The organism is Cryobacterium sp. Y57 (assembly GCF_002929505.1).
GTDB lineage: Bacteria > Actinomycetota > Actinomycetes > Actinomycetales > Microbacteriaceae > Cryobacterium.
On record NZ_PJJL01000063.1, the window covers coordinates 12,484 to 35,345 of the forward strand.

Below are 22,862 nucleotides of genomic sequence, written 5' to 3' on the forward strand. Positions count from 1 at the left end.
ATCCACATGCACGCCCGCTAACCCGCAGCACCGTCGTTGACCCAGCGACGGTGCTGCATTCTTTAATGCCGCGGTGCTGCCCGACTGTTAGCCGGCCGGGAGCACGCTCGGCACGGCCGGCGGGAAGATCGCCGCCAGCAGCGTCTTGGTCCACTCGATCAGGGCATTGTCATCGAGCGGTTCACCGTTCGGGCGCGGCATCGGTACGCTGAGCGCACCGGTCGCGGACACGTACCGCGAGCCGGGGTACATCCGCTGCAGGCGCACCTGAATCGAGTCGGCCAGGTCGGCCGGCGCTACGCGCAGGTTCGAGCCCATAGCTACGACCTCGCTGAGGTTCGCGTGCTGGGCCTGCCAGCGCAGCCGCGACACCGCCACGAGGTTCTGCACCGGCACGGGCGGTTCGCCGTAGCGGTCGGTGAGCTCGTCGAGCACGAGGTCGATCTGGTCGTCGGTCGCCGTCGGTGAGCTTGCGCTGGAGAGCTTCTGGTAGGCCTCGAGGCGCAACCGTTCACTGTCGACGAAGTCGTGCGGAATGTGCGCGTCGACCGGCAGCTCGAGGCGCAACTCGGTCTGTCCCTCGGCGACGTCGCCGCGGAAGGTGCTCACGGCCTCACCGATCATGCGCAGGTACAGGTCGAAGCCCACACCGGCGATATGCCCGGCCTGTTCGCCGCCGAGCAGGTTGCCGGCGCCGCGAATCTCGAGGTCCTTGAGGGCCACCTGCATGCCGGCGCCGAGTTCGTTGTTGGCGGCAATGGTGGCGAGCCGGTCGTGGGCGGTCTCCGACAGCGGCTTGTTCTCGTCGTAGAGAAAGTAAGCGTAAGCCCGTTCGCGCCCACGCCCGACCCGGCCGCGCAGCTGGTGCAGCTGGCTCAGGCCGAACTTGTCGGCCCGGTCGATAATGATGGTGTTGGCGTTATTGATGTCGAGGCCGGTCTCGATGATCGTGGTGCAGACCAGAATGTCGAACTTGCGCTCCCAGAAATCACCGACTACCTGTTCCAGCTGCGCCTCCGGCAACTGCCCGTGCGCGATCGCAATGCGCGCCTCCGGCACCAGTTCGGCGAGCTGCGTGGCGATGCGGTTGATGCTCGTGACCCGGTTGTGCACGAAAAAGATCTGGCCTTCGCGCAGCAGCTCCCGACGGATGGCTGCGGCCACCTGCCGCTGTGAGTACGGCCCGACAAAGGTCAGGATCGGGTGTCGGTCTTCGGGCGGCGTGGCCAGGGTCGACATTTCACGGATGCCGGTGACCGCCATCTCCAGCGACCGTGGGATGGGTGTCGCGCTCATCGCGAGGATGTCGACGTTGGTCTTGAGCTTCTTCAGGGCGTCTTTGTGCTCGACACCGAAACGCTGCTCCTCGTCGATGATGACAAGGCCGAGGTCTTTGAAGATGATCGACGGTGACAATAGTCGATGGGTGCCGATAACGACGTCGACGGTGCCGTCGAGCATGCCGGCGATGGTTTCGCGTGATTCCTTATCGGTTTGGAACCGTGACAGGGCGCGCAGGTGAATCGGGAATCCGGCGAAGCGTTCTTTGAAGGTCTCCATGTGCTGGCTGACCAGCAGGGTGGTCGGCACGAGCATGGCAACCTGTTTGCCGTCCTGTACGGCCTTGAAGGCGGCACGAATGGCCACCTCGGTCTTGCCGAAGCCGACGTCGCCGCTGAGCAGCCGGTCCATCGGGATGGGCCGTTCCATGTCGGCCTTGACCTCGTCGATGGTGGTGAGCTGGTCGGGGGTCTCCACGAAAGGAAACGCCTCTTCGAGCTCACGCTGCCAGGGGGTATCCGGTCCGAAAGCGTGACCTCTGCTGGCCATACGCGCCGAATACAATTTGACGAGCTCAACGGCAATGTCGCGTACTGCTCGGCGCGCCTTGGTCTTGGCGCTCGACCAGTCGCTGCCGCCCATCTTGCTCAGGGCCGGTGCCTCGCCGCCGACATAGCGGGTGACGAGGTCGAGCTGGTCGGTCGGCACGTACAGCCGGTCGCCGGCGTGCCCGCGCTTCGACGGTGCATACTCCAGCACGAGGTATTCGCGGGTGGTCTTGACCGGATTACGGCCTCCGCTGGACACCTCACGCTGCGTCAATTCGAGAAAACGGCCGATGCCGTGCGTCTGGTGCACCACGTGGTCGCCGGCCACGAGCTGCAGCGGGTCGACGACGTTCTTGCGGCGGCTGGCGAGCTTCTTGATCTGCCGCGCGGAGTACCCGACGGTGCGCCCGTAGAACTCCGACTCGCTGATCAGCGCGAGCTTGCTCTGCGGCAGCTCAAAACCGTGGTCGACGGATGCCTTGAGCAGGTACGCGATGCCCGGTTCCGGTTCGAGCGGCCATACCTCCACCACCCGCGCCGGCAGCTCGCGTTCGGCGAGCACCTGGGCGGCCCGTTCGACCAGGCCGGCGCCCTGGGCCACTATGCCGACGACCCAGCCGTCGTGCAGCCGGGAGGCGACGTGACCCACGGCTCCGTCGACGCTGCCGGCGAAGGTGGGAACGGCGTCTGCTTCGATGCGAATGGTGAGCAGCTCGTCCATCTCGCGGTGTTCGGGTAAAACCGGCGCATCGGTCGGTGCGGCCTGGAACGTGCTCAGGGTCCACCAGTTGTGACCGGAGGCCGGTGCGCCCGGCGCCGAGTACGTCACGCTGTCGCGCAGGCGCCCGAGGGTGAGAAAGTCGCCCGATTCCAGGTCGATCGGGGCGTCGGCGCCGGCCGTGGCTGCGCTCCAGGCGGCGCCGAGAAACTCACGGTTGGTCTCGGCGAGGCTGATTGCTCGGCTTGCGACCCGTTCCGGCGAGAGGACGGCAACGGCGGCGTTGGTCGGCAGGTAGTGGGTGACGGGCACCAGCCGGTCGACCAGCGCCGGCGCGAGGCTTTCCATGCCCTCGACCGGAATACCCTCGGCGATCTTGGCGAGCAGACCGGCCAGGCTGGGGAATTCATGCTGCATCTCGCGGGCGCGTTGCCGCACGGCGGGGCTGAGCAGCAGTTCCCGGCTGGGCGGCAGACTGACCGTGTCGACGACCTCGGCCAGGGATCGCTGGTCGGCGACGCTGAACAGGCGAATTTGTTCGACCTCGTCGCCGAAGAACTCGACCCGGTACGGGTGTGATGCGACCGGCGGAAAGACGTCGAGGATGCCACCGCGCACGGCGAACTCGCCGCGCCGGGTGACCATGTCGACGCGGGCGTAAGCGAGGTTGACCAGCTGCAGCACGATCGCCGCGAGGTCGTGGCCGCGCGCGCCGATGGTGAGCTCGATCGGTTCGTAGTCGGTGAGGTTGTCGGCGACTGGCTGCAATGCGGCCCGTACCGAGGCGACGACGATCAGCGGATGCCGCGTGGCCGGCTCGGCTTCCTGCCATTCGCGCATGCGGCGCAGGGCGTAGAGGCGCTTGCCGACGATCTCGGCACTCGGGCTCAGGCGTTCGTGCGGCAGGGTTTCCCAGGCCGGAAAGTCGATGATTTCGGCGCTGGTGGCGAAGCAGCCGAGGTTTTCGCGGATCGCTTCCGATTCGCGGCCGGTCGGCGTGATGACGAACAGTGCCTGGGCATCATCACGGCGGAGGTCGAGCAGAGCGGCCAGCAGCGCGGCGCGCAGGCCCTCGGTCAGCGAGAAATCAGCGTCCCGGCTGGCGTAGGCGAGGGCGTTATCGAACGTGGAGGCGCGTGCGAGCGCTGCGATTAAGCCCTGAAGGATCACTGAATGAGTCTACGCACTGGCACCGACAGCGCCGAACTGGCCTCAGGACGGCGAGTGGAACTTCTGCTGGGCCGCCACGACACCGTCGGTGGCGATCAGCTCGATCGCGTCGGCGGCATCCGCTATCAGATTGGGCAGAACGGTGCGCTCGGCGGCAGCAAAGTCATGCAGCACGAAGTCGGCCGGATTCTGGCGGCCGGGCGGGCGCCCGATACCCATGCGAATGCGAATGAAGTCGTTGGTTCCGGTGGCAGCGATAATGTCGCGCAGCCCGTTGTGGCCACCGTGACCGCCGCCGACCTTGATCTTGAGCGTGTCAAAGGGCAGGTCGAGGTCATCGTGCACGACGATGAGCCGGGACACGGGCAGTGAGTAGAAGCGCAGCAGCGCGGCAACCGGGCTGCCGGAGACATTCATGAATGTGGTGGGCTTGGCCAGCACCAGTTTGGGTGCGCCGGGCGCGAGGCGCCCTTCGGCAACGAGGGCGGCCGTTTTGTGACGCTTGAAGTGTGACGAGAGGCGGTCGGCGAGCTGCGCCGTCACCATCTGACCGACGTTGTGCCGGTTGCCGGCGTAGTCGGGCCCGGGGTTGCCGAGCCCGACTACGAGCCACTGGTTCGTATCCAGGGGAGTCCTCCGTGTGCCGGGGTGAAAACCCAGACGGAACCAGTTGATGAGTGCTTTTACTACGCGGCGGGCGTGGCGGCCGGCGTTCCGGCGGTGATGACCTCGGTCTCGGCATCTTCTTCATCTTCACCGCGCGGGGTGTGGATGTAGACGACGAGGGCCTCTTCATCGGAGATCAACGTGGCGCCGGAGGGCAGCGGAACGTCCTTGGCGTGAACCTGGGCGCCGTCTTCGAGGCCTTCGATCGACACGGTGACGTTCTCGGGGATGTCGGTCGCTTCGACCTCGAGCAGCAGGGTCTTGGTATCGAAGTCGGCGACCGTGCCAGCGAAGGACTCGCCCGACATGTGCACCTGAACTTCAACCTGGACCTTTTCGCCCTTGCGCACGACGACGAGGTCGATGTGCTCGATGATGGCCTTCACCGGGTCCTTCTGCACGTCCTTGACCAGCACGAGCTGCTTGGCGCCGGCAATATCGAGCTCAAGGAGCATGTTGGCGCGACGCAGCAACAGGGCGATGCGGTGGGCGGGCAGCGACACGTGCACCGGCTCGGTGCCGTGGCCGTAGATGACGGCAGGAATCTTGCCGAGCACCCGCAGCTTACGGGCCGCGCCCTTGCCAAAGCTTTCGCGCAGTTCAGCGACGACAGCGGTAACTTCTCTAGCCATGATATTTCTCCTTGCGGGGCGTGAGCCCCGGTCGTGGTTCGCGGGTCGAAGCCCGAGAAAGAGGGGTACTGATTCAACTCGAACGCATGTCAGCGTGAGGAAAAGCCCAAGGCCTCGTCCGCCGCGTCGATCACGGATGCCGCCGGTCCAACAGTCTGGCCCGGCAGAATCCCTCGCCGAAGTTCGTACCTAAGCTTACACCGTTCGGGCCGGTGCTGTGCCCCGGGCGTGTCGCTGCTGCGGCTGCGACTGCGCCTCGGCAGACGTTAGGGTCGGAGCATGTCATCGAGCCTGCACAACCGCGTGATCGACGCGGTGGGCACCCCCATCGTCGACGGCTACACGCCGGCCGGAACGGTCATGCTCTCAGAGCAGATCGAGCGCGCTCAGGGGGTCAGTCGATCGGTCGTGCGCGAGGCGATACGCGTGCTCGCTGCGATGGGCCTGGTCGAGTCGGTCAAGCGCGTCGGAATTCGGGTGCGTCCGCAGTCAGGGTGGAATGCGTTCGACCCGGTACTCATCCGCTGGCGTTTGGCCGGAGCGGGCCGGGGCGCGCAGTTGCGCTCCCTTACCGAGCTGCGGGCATCCGTCGAGCCGATGGCCGCCGAGTTGGCCGCCCAACACTGCCCACAGGCGATGTCGGGCGAGCTCATGAGCGTGGCTGCGCAAATGCGCACGGTGGGACGTTCCGGTGACCTCGAACAATTTCTGGCTCTGGATATCCATTTTCACCGCCTCGTGCTGCACGGATCAGGCAACGAAATGTTCGCCAAGCTCGACGAGGTGATCGCCGCCGTACTCTCGGGGCGCACCGGCCTCGGCCTCATGCCAGCCCACCCACACGAAACCGCGCTGCAGTGGCACGTCGACGTGGCGGACGCCATTCAGGGCGGCCACCCCGTGCGTGCCCGCGAATCGATGGAACTGATCATGCGGCGCACCATCGCTGAAGTAGAAGAGTCCTGGGTGCACACGGCCCGCATTTTCTTCTAGAGCGCGGGCGGGCACCGTGCGAACCGATCAGATTAGAACAGGCTGGCCAGGAGGTAGATGGCCGCGGCAATCGTGAAGCCAACGATTCCGACGAGGGCTTGACCGACCGTCCAGGTCTTGAGCGTGGTTTTCGTGTCCATACCGAAGAAGCGGCTGACCAGCCAGAAGCCGGAATCGTTGACGTGCCCAGCGAAAACCGACCCGGCGGCGAGGGCCAACACGATGGCGGCGAGTTCGACCGGGTTGAACGCGGGATTGCCCATCACGACCGGCTGCAGAAGCGCCGCTGTGGTGGTCAGGGCCACCGTGGCCGAGCCCTGCGCAATGCGCACCAGAGCGGCGATCACAAAACCGGCCACGATGACGGGCAGACCGATCGCGTCAAGCGATTCGGCCAAGGCAGTGCCGATGCCGCTGGCACGGAGCACGCCGCCGAACATTCCGCCGGCGCCGGTGATGAGGATGACGGCCGAGACCGGGCCGAGCGCGCTGTCCACAACGGATTCTACGAGGGTGGCCGACTTGCGCTTTTTCCAGCCCAGCAGGGCCATGGCAAGCACCACGGTGATGAGCAGGGCGACCGGGGTCTCGCCGATGGCACGCAGGACCTGCACCCAGGCGTCGTCGAGGGAGACGAGCCCGGCGGTTGCCGCCATGTTCAGACCGGTGTTGAGAAAGATCAACCCGATCGGCAGCAGAAGCAGCGTCATGATGATGCCCACGCGGGGCGCGGAGGCGAACTCGGTGAAGTCACCGGTGCTGCCGCGCAGTATGGCCGGCACAGGGATGTCGTACTTGCGACCGACGTACCCGCCGAACAGGTGGCCGACGACGTACCAGGTGGGCAGAGCGACCAGAAGTCCGAAGATCAAAACGAGTCCGACGTCGGCGCCGAGCAAGCCGGTCGCTGCGACGGGCCCCGGGTGCGGCGGCACGAAGATGTGCATAACCGAGAAAGCCACGGCCGACGGAAACGCATAGCCGAGGAACGATCCGCCGAGGCGACGGGCGACGGCGAAGATGATCGGCAGCATGACGACCAGGCCGGCGTCGAAAAAGATCGGAAAACCGAGCATAAGCGAGGCAACGGCGAGAGCGATCGGCGCGCGCCGTTCGCCAAACCTGGTGATCAGGGCATCCGTCAGCACCTGCGCTCCACCGCTGGTTTCCAGCATTCGGCCAAGCATGGCTCCCAGGCCGACGAGCAGGGCGACCCCGGCCAGGGTGCCGCCGAAGCCTTCAAGCAGGGTGGGCATGAGACGGGCGGTCGGAATTCCGGTGGCGACCGCGGTCAGCAGACTCACGATGATCAGCGACAAGAACGCGTGCACCTTGAACTTCATGATGAGCACGAGGAGCACCGCGATCGCGCCGGCGGCAACGCCGAGCAAAGCGGGGGTGCCGAGCACCCAGTTCATTTCAAGATCGGTCATCAGTGAGCTATCCCTTTGTGGATCAAGCCGACGAGTTCGTCGGGGGTGTGGATGAGGTCGACGCGGAGTCCCGCTTCGTCGGCCGCGAGAGGTTCGAGGGTCGCAAATTGCGAGTCGAGAAGTGTGGGTGGCATGTATTCGTGGTTGCGGTGGGTGAGACGCTCGGCGATGAGCTCACGGCTGCCGTACAGCTCAGCGAAGACGAGCGTCGGCACGACGGCGCGCAGAAGATCGCGGTAGCTGCGCTTGAGGGCGGAGCAGGCGACGACAACGGGTTTACCCTGGGCGACGGCGTCCGCTATCATCTCGGCGATGCGGGTGAGCCACGGCAGGCGATCCTCATCGGTAAGAGGATGCCCGGACGCCATCTTGGTGCGCGCGGCCACGCTGTGCAGGTCGTCACCGTCGAGAAAACGCAGGCCGCGGGCCTGCGCCAAGGCGAGACCGACAGTGGACTTACCACACCCCTGAACCCCCATCACGATGATGGGAATGTGAAAGTGATCAGGCATGGTGTTCCTCCGAGGGCCGCTGCTTCATTACATCGGATCGTGGCGCAACGGGCACGCATTAAATCTGATTACAACGTTCAAAATAACATTTATATCTGTTTCTACGAAATCGTGCTTGTGCCCCGCTTGTGGGACCATTCAGGCCCATGCGCTAAACTCGTAGGTGGTCTGTTCAACGCAGCCCCGAAGGAGAAAACGTGTCAGAGTCACGGCAAGCACAGGCAAATATCGGTGTCGTCGGTCTGGCGGTGATGGGTTCCAACCTGGCCCGTAACCTCGCCGGACGCGAGGGAAACACCGTCGCGGTCTACAACCGCTCCCCCGAACGCACCCGCCTACTCACGACCGAGCACCCCGAGGCGAATTTCGTCGCCTCCGAGAACATTGCCGATTTCGTCGCCTCGCTGACCAAGCCGCGCACCGCGATCATCATGGTGCAGGCCGGCCGCGGAACCGACGCCGTCATCTCTCAGCTCTCTGAGCTGTTCGAACCCGGCGACATCATCGTCGACGGCGGCAACGCCGACTTCACCGACACCATCCGTCGCGAAAAAGAGCAAAGCGCCAAAAGCATAAACTTCGTCGGCGCCGGTATCTCCGGTGGCGAAGAGGGCGCCCTCAACGGCCCGAGCATCATGCCCGGCGGCTCGGTTGAGGCGTACAAGACCCTCGGACCCATTCTTGAATCCATCGCCGCCGTCGTCGACGGCGTGCCCTGCGTCACCCACATCGGCACCGACGGCGCCGGCCACTTCGTCAAGATGATCCACAACGGCATCGAATACGCCGACATGCAGCTCATCGCCGAGGCCTACGACCTGCTGCGCAAGGTCGGCGGGCACTCCCCCGAAGCCATCGCCGATATCTTCACGGACTGGAACGATGGGGAGCTCAACAGCTACCTGATCGAAATCACCGCGGAGATTCTGCGCCAGGTCGACGCCAAAACCGGCCAGCCGTTCATCGACGTCGTGCTCGACGAGGCCGGCTCCAAAGGAACCGGGGTCTGGACCGTGCAGAATGCCCTCGACCTCGGCGTTCCGGTCGGCGGTATCGCCGAGGCGGTTTTCGCCCGCGCCGTCTCAAGCCACCCCGAGCAGCGCGGACCGGTGCGTGCCAGCATCACCGCGCGGCCCGAGATCGCCGTCGTCGGCCACACCTTCCAGGAAGACGTACGCCAGGCGCTCTACGCGTCGAAGATCGTCGCGTACGCGCAGGGTTTCGACGCGATCATCGCCGGAGCGACCAAGTACGACTGGAACATCGACAAGGGCGCCATCGCGACCATCTGGCGTGGCGGGTGCATCATTCGCGCCCAGTTCCTCAACCGCATCGTGACCGCCTACGATAACGACCCGTCGATCTCGAGCCTGCTCGTCGACCCGTACTTCGCCGCGGCCGTCGCCGCCGGCGAGGCAGCCTGGCGCCGCGTCGTCTCGACCGCGGCGCTCTCGGGCATCCCGGTTCCCGGCTTCGGTGCCAGCCTGAGCTACTTCGACTCGCTTGCGAGTGAGCGGCTGCCCGCCGCTTTGGTGCAGGGACAGCGCGACTTCTTCGGAGCGCACACCTATCACCGAGTCGACATGCCCGGCACCTTCCACACCCTGTGGTCCGGCGACCGCACCGAGATCGTCACTGAGGCGTCCACGCACTGACCATCCGTGCTGCCGGCCGGCAGCATCCGCTCACCCTCGTCGGGCTGAGCGGATGCCGCCGGCCGGCTTGGGTTAACCGGTCACTTCACACGAGGGTCTGGAAGAATGACAGTACTTATGACTGATGATCACCCCGAGCTTTCCGGCTACGAGCCGAACGATAACTACCGCCCGCTGCGCGGCAAGCATTTCGCGTCCATTTTGCGGATCGTCGTGGTGCTCGGGTTGATCGCCCTGGTTGTGCCGGGCATACTCACCACTATGCGGGTCGCCTCCGACACCGCCGCCAACGCCTGTGCGACCGCGGTCGCCCAGTATTATCCCTTTGCGGTCGACTTCGACGCTCGCTTCGACCTGACCGGTCCCGGCGGCTTCGGCTGGCAGTGCTACGCCGTCGATCAGAACGAGCGCGAAACCTTTGTGACACCGCTCGGGATCATCCCCTCCGCTCCACGCCAGATCACTCCGGGCACCCGCACGTAGCGACCTTTCGTATTCGTCGGAGCCGTCGACCCGTGGTTTTCGACGGGTCAGCACCGCGGGGTCGTGCAGTTCGGTCTTTCGACGCGGTGAGATGAGCAGAGGCGATGGCCGCAGCCACCGCCTCCCAAAACCAGCCGAGCATGAGGCCGACCGGTCTCTGCCCTATGCGGCGACGTGCCCTATGCTGCACCGTCGAACATCGAGGTGACCGAACCCTCATCAAAGACCTCGTGGATGGCGCGAGCCAGCAGTGGCGCGATCGGCAGCACGGTGAGGGTTGGGAAGCGCTTCTCCGGCGGGATCGGCAGCGTGTCGGTGACGACGACGGCGCTGATGGCCGGGTTCTGCAGCATATCTACGGCCGGGTCGCTGAACACGGCGTGGGTGGCAGCTACGACGACGCCGATAGCGCCGGCTTCCCGCAGGGCCTCGGCGGCCAAGGCAATGGTGCGACCGGTATCGATCATGTCGTCGACGATGAGGCAGACGCGACCGCTCACCTGGCCGACGATCTCGTGCACGGAGACCTGGTTGGGAACGAGCGGGTCTCGTCGCTTGTGGATGATAGCGAGCGGCACACCGAGCCGGTCACTCCAGATGTCGGCGACGCGCACGCGGCCCATGTCGGGCGAAACCACGGTGAGGGTGGCCGGGTCGAGCTTCTCGCGGAAGTGCTCCAGAAGCACCGGCATGGCGAACAGGTGGTCGACGGGACCGTCGAAGAAGCCCTGGATCTGGGCGGCGTGCAGGTCGATCGACATGATACGGTCGGCGCCGGCGACCTTGAACAGGTCGGCGACCAGGCGGGCCGAGATCGGCTCGCGACCGCGGCCTTTCTTGTCCTGCCGGGCGTAGGGGTAGAACGGTGCGACGACGGTGATGCGCTTGGCGGAAGCCCGCTTGAGCGCGTCGACCATGATGAGCTGTTCCATCAGCCACTCGTTGATCGGCGCGGTGTGGGATTGGATGACGAACGCATCCGAGCCGCGCACGCTCTCATCGAACCGGGCATACAGTTCGCCGTTGGCGAAGGTGCGTGCATCGGTGTGGAGCAGCTCTGAACCAAGCTCCGTGGCAATGTCGAGAGCGAGCTGCGGGTGTGCTCGCCCCGACACCAGTACGAGTCGTTTGTCGCCACTGGACTTAATTTCCGACACTTATTCTCCAGTCTTTTCGCTGCTTGTGGGGCGCAGACTTGCTGCCGCCGCGGTATCCGCGGCTGTGCCCGGACGGTTGACGTGAACCCAGCCGTCCATGTTGCGTTGCGGCGCCACGTTGATAGCCAGTGCGCCGGCCGGAACGCTCTTGCGAACGACAGTGCCAGCCCCCGTGTACGCCCCGTCCCCAATTGTAATCGGCGCGACGAACACGTTGTGCGACCCGGTGCGCACGCGCGATCCGATCTCCGAGTGGTGTTTGGCCACGCCGTCATAGTTGGCGAAGATTGTTCCGGCACCGATGTTCGACCCCACACCAACCGTGGCGTCGCCCACGTAGCTCAGATGGGGCACCTTGCTGCCGGCGCCGATCTGCGCGTTCTTGGTCTCGACGAAGGCCCCGATTTTACCGTCGGCGCCGAGTACGGTCTTCGGGCGCAGATACGAGAATGGCCCGACAGACGCTCGCGCCTCGATCACCGCGAGGGTCGCGTCAGTACGATTCACGCGGGCGCCTTCGCCGATCTCGCAGTCGCGCAGGGTGGTGTCGGGTCCGATGATGGCGCCAGTGGCCACCACTGTGGCCCCGATGATCTGGGTGCCGGGCAGCACCGTGACGTCGGCCGCGAGCACGGCTTTCAGGTCGATCCAGGTGGTGGCCGGGTCTTGCACGGTCACGCCGGCGAGCTGCCAGCCGCGCACGATCAGGGCGTTGAGCTTCTGGGCGGTGTCGCCGAGCTGGGCACGGTCGTTGATGCCGGCCACGATCCAGGCGTCGGCGACGGGAACGGCGCTCACCTCGGAGCCGGCCCGGCGCAGCAGTTCGATCACATCGGTGAGGTATTTCTCACCCTGCGCGTTCGCGGTGGTCAGCTGCGCCAACTGCACGCGCAGCGCGGCCAGGCCGAACAGGTAGACGCCCGCGTTGATCTCGGTGACGGCCAGTTCGGCATCCGTCGCATCTTTTTGCTCGACGATGCGGTCGAACGCACCCTCGACCGAGCGGATGATGCGCCCATACCCGGTCGCATCGTCCGGGTAGGCGGAGAGCACGGTTCCCGCCGCTGCGCCCTTGCGGTGGGAGGCGATGAACGAGGCGAGGGTTGCAGCGTTCAGCAGCGGCACGTCGCCGTTGATGACGAGCACGTCACCGTCGAAATCAGCGGGAAGCGCGGCGACGGCCTGTTCGACGGCGCGGCCGGTGCCGGGGATCTCGTCCTGGTCGACGATGGTACTTTCCGGCAGGTCTTCGGCCACGACGGCGGCGAGCAGGTCGCGTTCGTGCCGTACGACGGTCACGACATGCGCGGCGTCGAGGGCGCGCGCAGTGGCCAGCACATGGCTGACAATGGGCACTCCGGCGAGCGGATGCAGCAGCTTCGGCAGACTGGACTTCATGCGGGTGCCCTGGCCGGCGGCCAACACGATGATGGCGAGGCGGGCGTCTGTCACAGGTTTCCTAACGCAATCGGGAGAGAAAGTGAGGGCTCCGCCACCAGGATTCGAACCTGGACCGAACAACTCCAAAGGTTGCCGTGCTGCCGTTACACTATGGCGGACCATGCCGGCCGGAGCCAGCAACCAGTCAAGTCTGCCAGATTCTGGCGGTCCGCGACGCCGCTGGCACCCTCTCGGGGCTTCTGCGCGAAGAAACCCCCGGAAAAGCGGGATAATGGAGCAATGCCTGGCCATGATGAAGTCGACCGAATCGTCGATTCGTGGCTGCGTGAACGGCCCGATCTTGATTTTGCGCCGCTGCAGGTACTCAGCCGAGTCGCTCGATTGTCCAAGCACCTCGACCGGGCCCGTCGCACGGCCTTCTCCCGCTCCGAGCTCGCGTCGTGGGAGTTCGATGTGCTCTCGGCGCTGCGCCGCGCGGGCACCCCATACGAGCTGAGCCCGAAAGCCCTTCTGCAGCAGACACTCGTTTCCAGCGGCACCATGACGAACCGCATCGACCGTCTCGTCGACCGCGATCTGGTCAAGCGCCGCTCTGCGCCCAACGACGGCCGCGGCATCCTCGTGGGCATGACCCCGGCCGGTCTGACCCGTGTGGATGCCGCCATTACCCGGCTCGTCGACGCCGAAGCCGAACTGCTCGACACCCTCTCGGTCACCGATCAGGACCGGCTGGCCGGCCTGCTGCGCAAGCTCAGCCTCGACTTCGACTAGCCACCGCTACCGGCGAAGAGCCTTGCGCGCGAGGTAGTTGCCGAAGAACTGCACGAACTGCACCAGCACGATGATCAGCAGCACGGCCGCCCAGGTCACGATGGGGTTGAACTGACGATAGCCGTAGAGCAGCGCGAAATTACCGAGGCCCCCGCCACCGACGTAACCGGCAACGGCCGACATATCCACCAGCGCGACAAAGATGAACGTATAGCCGAGAATCAGCGGCCCGAGCGCCTCGGGCAGCAATACCGTGAAGATGATACGAATCGGCCCGGCACCGACACTGCGCGCAGCGTCGATCACGCCGGGCGTCACGGTCAGCAGGTTCTGCTCCACGATGCGAGCCATGGCGAAGGATGCTGCGAGAGCGATCGTGAAGATGATCGCGTTGTTGCCGATGCCGCTGCCGGTGACGGCCCGGGCCAGCGGTTGGGCCGCGGCCAGAAAGATGATGAACGGAATCGGGCGAATGAAGTTGACCAGCAGATTGAGCACGAAGAACAACGGCTTGTTCTCCAGGATGCTGCCGGCTCGGGTCAGGTAGAGCCCGAGGCCCACCAGCAGTCCGCCAATGCCACCGAAGAACAGGGTCATCGCGACGATATACAGGGTCTCGTAGGTGGCCGTCCACAGTTCGGGCAGCAGGTCGATGAGTGCATCCATGTCAGCGCACCTCCGTGACGGTCGTGAGCGTTCGAATGTGGGCAAGCACCGTGTCGATCACCCGATCGGCGGCTGTGAGGGCGAGGGTGAGATGCCCGAACGGTCTCCCCTGGATCTCGTTGATTCCGCCGTAGACGACCTCGAAAGCGATGCCTGCCCGAGCCAGTTCGCCGAAGACGGCACCCTGGTCGACCGCGCTGTCGCGAAAGGCGAGCGTGACGATGCGACCGGCATGCCGTGCGCGCAGCACGGCGAGCTCGGCCGCAGACGGCACCCCCTTGACCACGGTCGCGACGAATCGAGCGGATGCCGCGGCTTGCGGGTTCGAGAACACGTCAAAGACCGGTCCGCGCTCGATGACCCGACCCTGGTCCATCACGGCGACCTTGGTCGCGATGGTCTGGATGACGTCCATTTCGTGGGTGATCACGATGATGGTGACCCCGAATTCCGCATTCACCCGTTTCAGCAGCGCGAGCACCTCGTGCGTGGTCTCCGGATCGAGCGCGCTCGTGGCTTCGTCAGCGAGCAGGATGCTCGGCTGGGTGGCGAGGGCGCGGGCGATGCCCACCCGCTGCTTCTGACCGCCGGAGAGCTGGTCGGGAAACGACCCGGCTTTATCGGACAGGCCGACGAAGTCGAGCAGTTCGGCCACCCGGGCGGCGCGCTGCTTTTTGGGATACCCGGCCACTTGGAGCGGGTAGGCCACGTTGCGGGCCACGGTGCGAGAGCCGAGCAGGTTGAACTGTTGAAAGATCATGCCGATGCCGAGGCGTACCTTGCGCAGGGCGCGCTCCGGCAGCACGGCGATATCCTGCCCGTCGACGATGATCTCGCCGCTCGTTGAATGTTCGAGAGCATTCACGAGTCGCACAAGAGTGCTCTTACCGGCACCGGAATATCCGATTATCCCGTAGATGTCGCCGGCCTCCACGTCGAGACTGACCGAGTCGATCGCCGTGACGCTCGGTGCGCCCTTGCTCGCGGGCGGGTATACCTTGCTGACATTCCTCAGGCTTACTAGAGCCATCCGTTGTTCCTCAAAAACCTTCTTGTTGCTGATGTGTCCTGGTGTCGCGCCGGGGAACACGAACGAGCAGTCTCGGCTTTTGGCCGTGAATCTCACAAAGAACCGAAACTGCTCGCGCGGTAGCGCTGATGCTTACTTCTGAGCCTTAGTGTCGGCCTCGACCGCGACGCGCGACGCTTCAAGCTCGGAAACGGGCGTCGTCAACAGCACTGCCGTATCGCCGGACGCTTCGCGAACGCCATCCTGAACGGCCTTCGTGGTCTGGTAGATCTCGACGAGCTTCTGGTATGTCGCGTTGTCTTTGTCCTCGGCACGCGCTGCAAAGACGTTCGCATAGGGCACGGACTTGGCGTCGGCCGGGTCGTCCTGGGCGATGGCGTCCGAGAAGCTGAGCCCGGCTTTTCCAACAAACTCGTTGTTGACGATCGCGGCGGCGACGTCGGGTAGCGAGGTCGTCGTGAGCGACGCGTCGAGAGCCGTCACTTTCACCCGCGAGGCGGCGGTGTCGATGTCGTCGAGCGACGACGAAATCGTGCCACCGTCGGTGAGCTCGATCAGACCGGCTGATTGGAGTACGACGAGGGCGCGGGCCATGTTGCTCTGGTCATTGGGCACGGCGACCGTGTCGCCCTTCTGAATCTCATCGACGCTGGTGTACTGCGTGGAATAGAGACCCAGCGGGTAGATTGCGGTGGCGCCGATTGCCGAGAGGTCCTGGCTGCTCGCCACGTTGTAGTTGGCGAGGTAGACGATGGTCTGAAATTGATTGAGGTCGATTTCGCCGGCGGTCAGGGCGGGGTTCGGCTGCTCGTAGGTCGCGAAGTTGACCAGGTCGACCGTGATCCCTGCGTCGGCGGCGGCTTCCTTGAATACGCCCCAGTACGGTTCGCTCTCGTCGACGACACCGATTTTCACGACATCTTCATCACCAGCGGCGCCTGCGCACCCGGCTAGCAGTGCCGCAAGCGGCAGGATCGCGAGTGCGGCCAGTACGGACTTCTTGAGGGAACGTGGCTTTTTCATGGAGGTTCTCTTTCGCTGTGTGAATTCCCCGAGAGCGCCGATGGCGATAATAGGCACAGCGATTATTTGGGCACAGAGCAACCCCGGGTATTGGGGGTGGGGGTCTGTGCCGCAGCTCTGCGAGGCACTCAACAACGATACGCGCCGAAACTGCGACGCGTGGGCCTTCCGGACACACTGCGTCACAGTTTCTGCGACGTTAGCCCTCGATCAACTCAGTAAGTTCGACCCAGCGCGTTTCGAGCGTGGCGATGGTCTCTTCGAGTTCGGTCAGCTTCACGCCGAGCTCGCTGAGACCGGCAAAATCGAACTGGTCGTGCGTGGCGAGTTTCTCATGTTTCTGGGCGATGCGCTCCTGCAGCTTGACCACCTTGCGGTCGATCGATCCGAGCTCCTTCTGGGCGTTGCGCAGTTCAGCGCCGCCGAGGGTGGGGATCTTCTTGTTCGCGCTGGCGGCATCCGCGGGGGTTCCGGAGGCCGGGCCGGCGACGGCCTTGCGGCGCACCTCGAGATACTGGTCGACGCCGCCGGGCAGGTGGCGAAAGCCGCCGTCCATGACCGCGTACTGGTTGTCGGTGACGCGCTCGATGAGATACCGGTCGTGCGAGACAACCAGCAGGGTGCCGGGAAAGGAATCGAGCAGGTCTTCCATCGCTGCGAGCATGTCGGTGTCGAGGTCGTTGGTGGGCTCGTCGAGAATGAGCACGTTGGGTTCGTCGAGCACGATCAGCAGCAGCTGCAGGCGACGCTTCTGACCACCCGAGAGGTCCTTGACCTGGGTGGTGAGCTGGGCGCTGAGAAAGCCCATACGTTCGAGCATCTGCCCCGGCGTGATCTCCTTGCCGCCGGCCATGTAGCTGGTCTTCTGCCGGCCGATGACGTCGCTGACGCGGTCATTGCGAATCTCATCGAGTTCGAACAATTGCTGGGTGAGCACGGCAACCTTGATGGTCTTGCCGCGCTTCACTTGGCCGGTCGTAGGCTGCAGCGTGCCGGCGACCAGGTTCAGCAGGGTGGACTTGCCGGCACCGTTGACGCCCATGATGCCGGTGCGTTCCCCTGGCGCGATGCGCCAGGTGATGTCATTGAGAACGGTCTTCTCGCCGAACTTCACGCCGATGTCGATGAGGTCGACGACGTCCTTGCCGAGGCGCTGCATCGCCATGGACTGCATCGAGACGGTGTCGCGGGGCGGCGGCTCGTTTTCGATCAGCACGTTCGCGGCATCGATGCGGAACTTAGGCTTCGCGGTGCGGGCCGGGGCGCCGCGGCGCAGCCAGGCCAGTTCCTTTTTCATGAGGTTTTGGCGCTTGGATTCGACGACGGAACTCATGCGGTCGCGCTCCACACGCTGCAGGATGTAGGCGGCGTAGCCACCCTCGAAGGGCTCGATGAGGCGGTCGTGCACCTCCCAGGTGATGTTGCAGACCTCGTCGAGGAACCACCGGTCGTGGGTGACGACCACGAGCCCGCCGCTCTGCGCGGCCCAACGGGTCTTGAGGTGCCCGGCGAGCCAGGAAATGCCCTCGACGTCGAGGTGGTTGGTGGGCTCGTCCAGGAAGATCACGTCGTAGTCGCCGATGAGTACGGCAGCCAAGGCCACCCGGCGGCGCTGGCCACCGGAGAGGTCGTCGACGAGGGCGTCCCACGGAATGTCGCGCACCAAGCCGCCGATGACGTCGCGCACCTTGGCGTCGCCCGCCCAAACGTGTTCCTCGATGCTGCCGACGATGGTGTGGCCGACGGTCTGGCCCGAGGCAAGGTCATCGGACTGGTCCAGCATGCCGATCGTGACACCGCGACGGCGGGTGACCCGTCCCTCATCGGGTTCCATACGGCCGGCCAGCAGGCGCATGAGGGTTGACTTGCCGTCGCCGTTCTTGCCGACGACGCCGATGCGGTCGCCCTCGTTGAGGCCGGCAGTGACGCTGTCGAAGATGACGCGGGTGGGAAATTCGAGGTGCAGGGACTCAGCCCCGAGAAGATGTGCCATAGCCGCCCAGTTTACGGCACGGCCGCGGCCCCCGGATCAGCGAGCATAACTCCTGCAATTTGCCACCGTGCTTTCTAGGTCCCCCGGAATGACGCGGGCGTTTCGCCACTGTCCGGCAGATTGCAGGAGTTATGCCCGGAAGGGACTAGTCGTTGATGAGGCGAGCACCGTGCACCGGGCCGGTGGCGCGCACGACGCGCAAGCGACTGGCCGAGAGCGCGACCTGCAATTCGAGCGCGCTGTCGGCATCCGCGACCAGAAAAGCCACGGTCGGGCCCGAACCCGAGAGGATACCGGCGAGGGCGCCGTTTTCTTCGCCGAGCTGCAGCACCTTACCGAGGCCCGGGACGAGGTGCAGTGCGGGGGCTTGCAGATCGTTGTGCAGCACGTCGGCGAGCATATGCGGGTCGCCTGCTCGCAACGCCTGCAGCACGTTCGCGTCGACACTGGGCTGGTGTTCCGCCGGAAAGATGTCCTGGGCGTGGCGGTCGCGGTGCCGGTCGAGCTCGTGGTAAACCCCGGGAGTCGACATTCCAAAGTCGGCCAGGGCGAGTACCCATTGAAACTTGCCCTTGGCCAGTGCCGGGCTGAGCTGGTCGCCCCGGCCGGTACCGATGGCGGTGCCACCGGTGAACGAGAACGGTACGTCGGCGCCGAGCGTGGTGGCAATGGCGAGGAGTTCGTCTTTGCTGGCGCTGGTGCCCCAAAGGGCGTCGCAGGCGAGCAGGGTAGCTGCGGCATCCGCCGAGCCACCACCCATTCCGCCGGCGATCGGAACGTTCTTTTCCACCTCGAGGTGTACGCCGCCGCGGTAGCCGGCCTTGCGGGCAAGGGCCCGAGCTGCCTTGATGACCAGGTTGGTGCCGCCGACGGCGAGGCCGGAAGTATCGATGCTGCCGCTGAACTCGACGGAGAAGTCGGAGGCCGGGCTGGCCCTGACCTCTTCGAACAGCGAAACGGCCTGGTAGGCGGTCGCGAGGTCGTGATAACCGTCTTCCATTACGGCGCCGACTTTGAGGAAGACGTTGACTTTGCCGGGGGCCCGCGCGTGCACAACGGTGGTACCGGCGGACGTGATCATGCTTTTAACTTAGCCCAGCCGCTTAGCCTCTAGCGACGCGGCCAGTACCGGCTACGCTGGCGCTGCCCCCTAAGCCCGCGTAATGTCGGCGGTGCAATCTCGGCGGCCACGGTTAGACGCTGACACGTCAGTGAAACGGATGTTCGCCGCGCGACTTTTGCGCAGAAAACACGGCGGCCAAAGATCGAACTGTTTTCTAGTTCTCGGGCCAGACCCGGGCGATGGCCAGAAAGTCATGAACGGTGAGCTGCTCTCCCCGCGTCGTCGGGTCGATACCCGCCGCGCTCATCACGGCAGCCGCCGCTGCTGAGTCCCCGAGAACGACCGACAGGGATTGCCGCAGCATCTTGCGTCGCTGCTGAAAAGCAGCGTCGACGAGCGCGAAGGTTTTGCGGCGCAGTTCTTCGGATTCCAGCGGTGCCGCGCGGCGTTCGAAGGCGATCAGGATCGAATCGACGTTCGGAACCGGCCAGAATACCTGCCGGCTCACCTTGCCGGCGGTGCGGAAATCGCCGTACCAGGCGGCTTTGACGCTCGGGCTTCCATAGATCTTATTGCCGGGCGGGGCGGCGAGACGTTCGCCGACCTCGGCCTGCACCATGACGACACCGGCTCGGATCGACGAGAAGTGTTCGAGCAGGTAGAGCAACACCGGTACCGAGACGTTATAGGGCAGGTTGGCGACGAGCCGGGTGGGGTCGCCGGGCAGCTCGGTGATCTTCAGGGCGTCGGCGCGAATGACGGTGAGCTGGGCGCCCGGCTGCATGAGTTCGACGGTCAGTGGCAACTGCTCGGCCAGGCGGTCGTCGATTTCGACGGCGACGACGCTGGCACCGATCTCGAGCATGCCGAGCGTGAGCGAGCCGAGGCCGGGGCCGACCTCGACGACGGTGTCACCGGGTGCGACGGCGGCGACCTTCACGATGCGCCGCACAGTGTTGCCGTCGATGACGAAGTTCTGGCCGAGCTTCTTGGTCGGATTGACACCGAGCATCTCGGCGAGGTCGCGAATCTCGGCGGGTCCGAGAAGGGTCTTGACGGGTTTCGCCTCCTCAGCGGTTCCGTCGGTCATGCCAGACCTCCATGGGGGGCCTGGTCTGGGCGCGGAACATCGTGAGCCGCGGTGACCGGCTCCGCATCCCAGCGCCCGTAGACCAGTTCCGTGTTGGCGGTGATTTGAGCGGAGAGCAGGGAGACATCCGTTTCGAGGTGAGCGGCCATGCCGCGCAGCGTGTTGGGCAGCAGGTACGGCGCATTGGGTCGGCCGCGGTAGGGCAGCGGGGTGAGGAACGGGGCATCCGTTTCGACCAGCAGCAGGTTGCGCGGGGCGGCGGACAGGGCGGCGCGCAAGTTGTCGGCGTTTTTGAACGTGACATTTCCGGCAAAGGACATGTACCAGCCTCGCGCGGCACAGATTCGGGCCATGTCGGCGTCGCCAGAGAAGCAGTGAAAGACGGTTCGTTCGGGGGCGCCGACCTTGAGCAGCGTTTCGATCACAGCCTCGTGGGCATCGCGGTCGTGAATCTGCAGCGCGAGGTTGTTCTTCTTGGCGATGCGAATGTGCGCCTCAAAGGAGCGAAACTGGGCGGCGCGACCCGCTTCGGGAGTACGAAAAAAGTCGAGCCCGGTCTCGCCGACGGCGACCACGCGCGGCTGCCCGGCGAGTTCGTCGATCGCGGCGATGGCGTCGTCGAGGGCGCCGGCTTCTTCAAGAGCAGGCGCCTCGTTGGGGTGGATCGCGACCGCGGCGAGCATGCGCGGTTCGTTCAGTGCCGCGGCGGCCGACCAGCGTGAGGTTTCGACGTCGCCGCCGACCTGGATGACACCGCGAACGCCAACGCTCGAGGCGCGGTCGAGCTGTTCCCGATAGCTGAGCGGATACTCGCCGTCGGCGATCTCGAGATGGGTGTGGTTGTCGTAGACGGGCACCGTGAGCGGCTCCGGCAATGGCGGGTAGCTCAGGTCGCGGCGCGCGGTGTTCTCGCGGCGGCGAATAGCGCTGCCGTAACCGTCGACGCCTCCGTCGAGCCCGGCCAGCGAGTCGCTAGCCATCGGTTGGCTCCACGATCGATTCGATACGTGGGAACAGTGGTTCGAGCGGGCTCACCTGGGAGCCGCCTGCCCATTCCCAGGCCCGGTCGACGCGCTGGTCTGCGAGGGCGCCGTCGCCGCCGAGAGCGTTCCACAGTTTGGCGGTGGCGATGGGGATGACCGGCGAGAGCAGCACGGTGAGGGTGCCGAGACCGCGTACGGCGGTGTGCAGCACTGTTTCCAGTCGCGCTCGCGTTTCGGAGTTCTTGGCCAGCGCCCACGGCTCCTGCAGGGTGATGTAGCCGTTGAGCTCATCGACGAGTTCCCACACGCTGGCCAGTGCGTCGTGGATGGCGAGAGTCTCGATGAAGGCACCAGCGGCATCCGTCACCCGCTTTTCGGTCGCTGCAATCGCGAGGTCGGCGGCCAAAAGCTCGCCGCTGACGGGCACGATGCCGTCGCAGTAGCGCACCACCATGGCGGTCACGCGGGAGGCGAGGTTACCGAAGCCGTTGGCGAGCTCGGACTGGTACCGGGCCGAGAGGTCTTCCCAGCTGAACGAGCCGTCCTGGCCGAAGCTGATGGCGCGCATGAAGTAATAACGAAAGGCGTCGGAGCCGAACGTGTCGGTGATTTGGCTCGGGGCGATTCCGGTGAGCTTGGACTTGCTCATCTTCTCGCCGCCGACCAGTAGCCAGCCGTGGCCGAAAACCTGCTTGGGCACCTCGATGCCGGCGGCCATGAGCATGGCCGGCCAGATGACGGCATGAAAGCGCAGAATGTCCTTGCCGACGATGTGCGTGGCTGGCCAGCGGCTCGCGAACTCCTCATCGTTTTGACCGTAACCGGCCGCGGTGATGTAGTTCAGTAGAGCGTCGAACCAGACGTAGACGACGTGTGATTGATCCCAGGGCACCTTGATGCCCCAGTCAAAGCTCGAGCGGGAGATCGACAGGTCGGACAGGCCGCGCTTGACGAAGGACATGACCTCATTTCGCGCCGCCTCCGGCTGCACGAAATTGGGGTTTTCTTCGTACAAAGCAAGCAACCGGTCAGCGAAGGCGCTCATCTTGAAGAAGTAGTTCTTCTCGTGCAGCAGCTCGACCGGCTTGGAGTGGATCGCGCAGACCAGCTGGCCGACGTACTCCCCGGTGCCGTCGACCAGGTCGGTGGCCTGTTTGTACTCTTCGCACCCGACGCAGTAGTACCCCTCATACTCGCCGGTGTAGATGTGACCCTCATCGTGCAGGTGCTGGAGAAACTTCTGCGCGTTCACCTCGTGGCGTTCGTCCGTCGTGCGGATGAAGTCGTCGTTGTTAATATTGACGGTCTCCAGCAGCGGCTTCCAGGCGGTTTCAACCAAACGGTCGGCCCATTCCTTGGGGGTGACGCCGTTGGCGATCGCCGTGCGCAGAATCTTCTGGCCGTGTTCGTCGGTGCCGGTCAATAGCCAGGCGTCGTCACCCGACTGCCGGTGCCAGCGCGCGAGAACGTCGGCCGCCACCTCCGTGTAGGCGTGCCCGATGTGCGGCACATCATTCACGTAGAAAATGGGCGTGGTGATGTAGAAAGAACCTGCGGACATGCGTTCATCTTATGCGGCGAGCGCTTATGGTCT

Annotated in this window: 19 protein-coding genes and 1 tRNA gene; 4 read left to right on the forward strand and 16 right to left on the reverse strand. The window is 65.0% G+C overall.

All coding sequences use genetic code 11. The features are described from left to right. Window positions 1-87: 87 nt before the first annotated feature. The 3 genes from mfd to CXY72_RS07060 are packed head-to-tail and all read right to left on the reverse strand — an operon-like array spanning window position 88 to window position 5,015. Entirely contained in the window at window positions 88-3,717 is a 3,630-nt protein-coding gene (mfd, locus tag CXY72_RS07050; protein ID WP_104126985.1) for a transcription-repair coupling factor, read from the reverse strand. A 42-nt stretch (window positions 3,718-3,759) separates the two neighbouring features. Further along, on the reverse strand, window positions 3,760-4,344 hold the full coding sequence (pth, locus tag CXY72_RS07055; RefSeq protein ID WP_104126986.1) for an aminoacyl-tRNA hydrolase: 585 nt from the start codon (window positions 4,342-4,344) through the stop codon (window positions 3,760-3,762). A 59-nt stretch (window positions 4,345-4,403) separates the two neighbouring features. Beyond that, window positions 4,404-5,015: a 50S ribosomal protein L25/general stress protein Ctc gene (locus tag CXY72_RS07060; protein ID WP_104126987.1), complete on the reverse strand. Its 612-nt coding sequence runs from the start codon at window positions 5,013-5,015 to the stop codon at window positions 4,404-4,406. Window positions 5,016-5,294: 279 nt separating this feature from the next. Here CXY72_RS07060 and CXY72_RS07065 point away from each other — a divergent pair, with 279 nt between their 5' ends. Beyond that, window positions 5,295-6,008 (forward strand): FadR/GntR family transcriptional regulator, encoded by a 714-nt coding sequence (locus CXY72_RS07065; protein WP_104126988.1) that lies wholly within the window; start codon window positions 5,295-5,297, stop codon window positions 6,006-6,008. A gap of 32 nt (window positions 6,009-6,040) precedes the next feature. Here CXY72_RS07065 and CXY72_RS07070 read toward each other — a convergent pair whose 3' ends face one another. Both CXY72_RS07070 and CXY72_RS07075 read right to left on the reverse strand, forming a co-directional pair. Next, window positions 6,041-7,441, reverse strand: a complete 1,401-nt coding sequence (locus CXY72_RS07070) for a GntP family permease (protein WP_199183978.1) — start codon at window positions 7,439-7,441, stop codon at window positions 6,041-6,043. Then, window positions 7,441-7,953 (reverse strand): gluconokinase, encoded by a 513-nt coding sequence (locus CXY72_RS07075; RefSeq protein WP_233197698.1) that lies wholly within the window; start codon window positions 7,951-7,953, stop codon window positions 7,441-7,443. The genes CXY72_RS07070 and CXY72_RS07075 overlap by 1 nt, the downstream gene beginning before the upstream one ends. 197 nt (window positions 7,954-8,150) lie before the next feature. On the opposite strand from CXY72_RS07075, the gene gndA reads away from it, so the two are divergent. Beyond that, a complete protein-coding gene (gene gndA / locus CXY72_RS07080; RefSeq protein WP_104126990.1) occupies window positions 8,151-9,608 on the forward strand; it encodes an NADP-dependent phosphogluconate dehydrogenase in 1,458 nt (485 codons plus the stop codon). A 117-nt stretch (window positions 9,609-9,725) separates the two neighbouring features. After that, window positions 9,726-10,091 (forward strand): hypothetical protein, encoded by a 366-nt coding sequence (locus tag CXY72_RS07085; RefSeq protein ID WP_104126991.1) that lies wholly within the window; start codon window positions 9,726-9,728, stop codon window positions 10,089-10,091. Window positions 10,092-10,270: 179 nt separating this feature from the next. On the opposite strand, the gene CXY72_RS07090 is transcribed toward CXY72_RS07085, so the two are convergent. From CXY72_RS07090 to CXY72_RS07100, 3 genes are all read right to left on the reverse strand, one after another. After that, window positions 10,271-11,248: a ribose-phosphate diphosphokinase gene (locus CXY72_RS07090; protein WP_104126992.1), complete on the reverse strand. Its 978-nt coding sequence runs from the start codon at window positions 11,246-11,248 to the stop codon at window positions 10,271-10,273. Further along, on the reverse strand, window positions 11,249-12,700 hold the full coding sequence (gene glmU, locus CXY72_RS07095; RefSeq protein WP_104126993.1) for a bifunctional UDP-N-acetylglucosamine diphosphorylase/glucosamine-1-phosphate N-acetyltransferase GlmU: 1,452 nt from the start codon (window positions 12,698-12,700) through the stop codon (window positions 11,249-11,251). Window positions 12,701-12,735: 35 nt separating this feature from the next. Continuing rightward, window positions 12,736-12,807, reverse strand: a tRNA-Gln gene (locus CXY72_RS07100). Between the two features lie 121 nt (window positions 12,808-12,928). Between CXY72_RS07100 and CXY72_RS07105 the strand changes: the two genes are divergently transcribed. Beyond that, the gene (locus tag CXY72_RS07105) at window positions 12,929-13,420 is read left to right on the forward strand and encodes a MarR family winged helix-turn-helix transcriptional regulator (protein ID WP_104126994.1); all 492 of its coding nucleotides are present in this window, start codon (window positions 12,929-12,931) and stop codon (window positions 13,418-13,420) included. A 6-nt stretch (window positions 13,421-13,426) separates the two neighbouring features. Here the strand turns inward: CXY72_RS07105 and CXY72_RS07110 are convergent, their stop codons facing one another. From CXY72_RS07110 to metG, 8 genes are all read right to left on the reverse strand, one after another. After that, a complete protein-coding gene (locus CXY72_RS07110; protein ID WP_104126995.1) occupies window positions 13,427-14,086 on the reverse strand; it encodes a methionine ABC transporter permease in 660 nt (219 codons plus the stop codon). Between the two features lies 1 nt (window position 14,087). Beyond that, window positions 14,088-15,116 carry a methionine ABC transporter ATP-binding protein gene (locus CXY72_RS07115; RefSeq protein WP_104126996.1) on the reverse strand — a complete coding sequence of 343 codons (1,029 nt, stop codon included), beginning with the start codon at window positions 15,114-15,116 and terminating at the stop codon, window positions 14,088-14,090. A gap of 132 nt (window positions 15,117-15,248) precedes the next feature. Further along, window positions 15,249-16,139, reverse strand: coding sequence for a MetQ/NlpA family ABC transporter substrate-binding protein (locus CXY72_RS07120; RefSeq protein ID WP_104126997.1), 891 nt, complete (start codon window positions 16,137-16,139; stop codon window positions 15,249-15,251). A gap of 199 nt (window positions 16,140-16,338) precedes the next feature. After that, a complete protein-coding gene (locus tag CXY72_RS07125) occupies window positions 16,339-18,132 on the reverse strand; it encodes an ABC-F family ATP-binding cassette domain-containing protein (RefSeq protein WP_104126998.1) in 1,794 nt (597 codons plus the stop codon). 145 nt (window positions 18,133-18,277) lie between these two features. Continuing rightward, on the reverse strand, window positions 18,278-19,213 hold the full coding sequence (locus CXY72_RS07130) for a 4-(cytidine 5'-diphospho)-2-C-methyl-D-erythritol kinase (protein ID WP_199183979.1): 936 nt from the start codon (window positions 19,211-19,213) through the stop codon (window positions 18,278-18,280). A gap of 196 nt (window positions 19,214-19,409) precedes the next feature. Further along, window positions 19,410-20,285, reverse strand: a complete 876-nt coding sequence (gene rsmA, locus CXY72_RS07135; protein ID WP_104126999.1) for a 16S rRNA (adenine(1518)-N(6)/adenine(1519)-N(6))-dimethyltransferase RsmA — start codon at window positions 20,283-20,285, stop codon at window positions 19,410-19,412. After that, window positions 20,282-21,265, reverse strand: a complete 984-nt coding sequence (locus CXY72_RS07140; RefSeq protein WP_104127000.1) for a TatD family hydrolase — start codon at window positions 21,263-21,265, stop codon at window positions 20,282-20,284. Before CXY72_RS07140 ends, rsmA begins: the two co-directional genes overlap by 4 nt. Continuing rightward, the gene (gene metG / locus CXY72_RS07145) at window positions 21,258-22,829 is read right to left on the reverse strand and encodes a methionine--tRNA ligase (protein WP_104127001.1); all 1,572 of its coding nucleotides are present in this window, start codon (window positions 22,827-22,829) and stop codon (window positions 21,258-21,260) included. The genes CXY72_RS07140 and metG overlap by 8 nt, the downstream gene beginning before the upstream one ends. Between the last annotated feature and the right edge of the window lie 33 nt (window positions 22,830-22,862).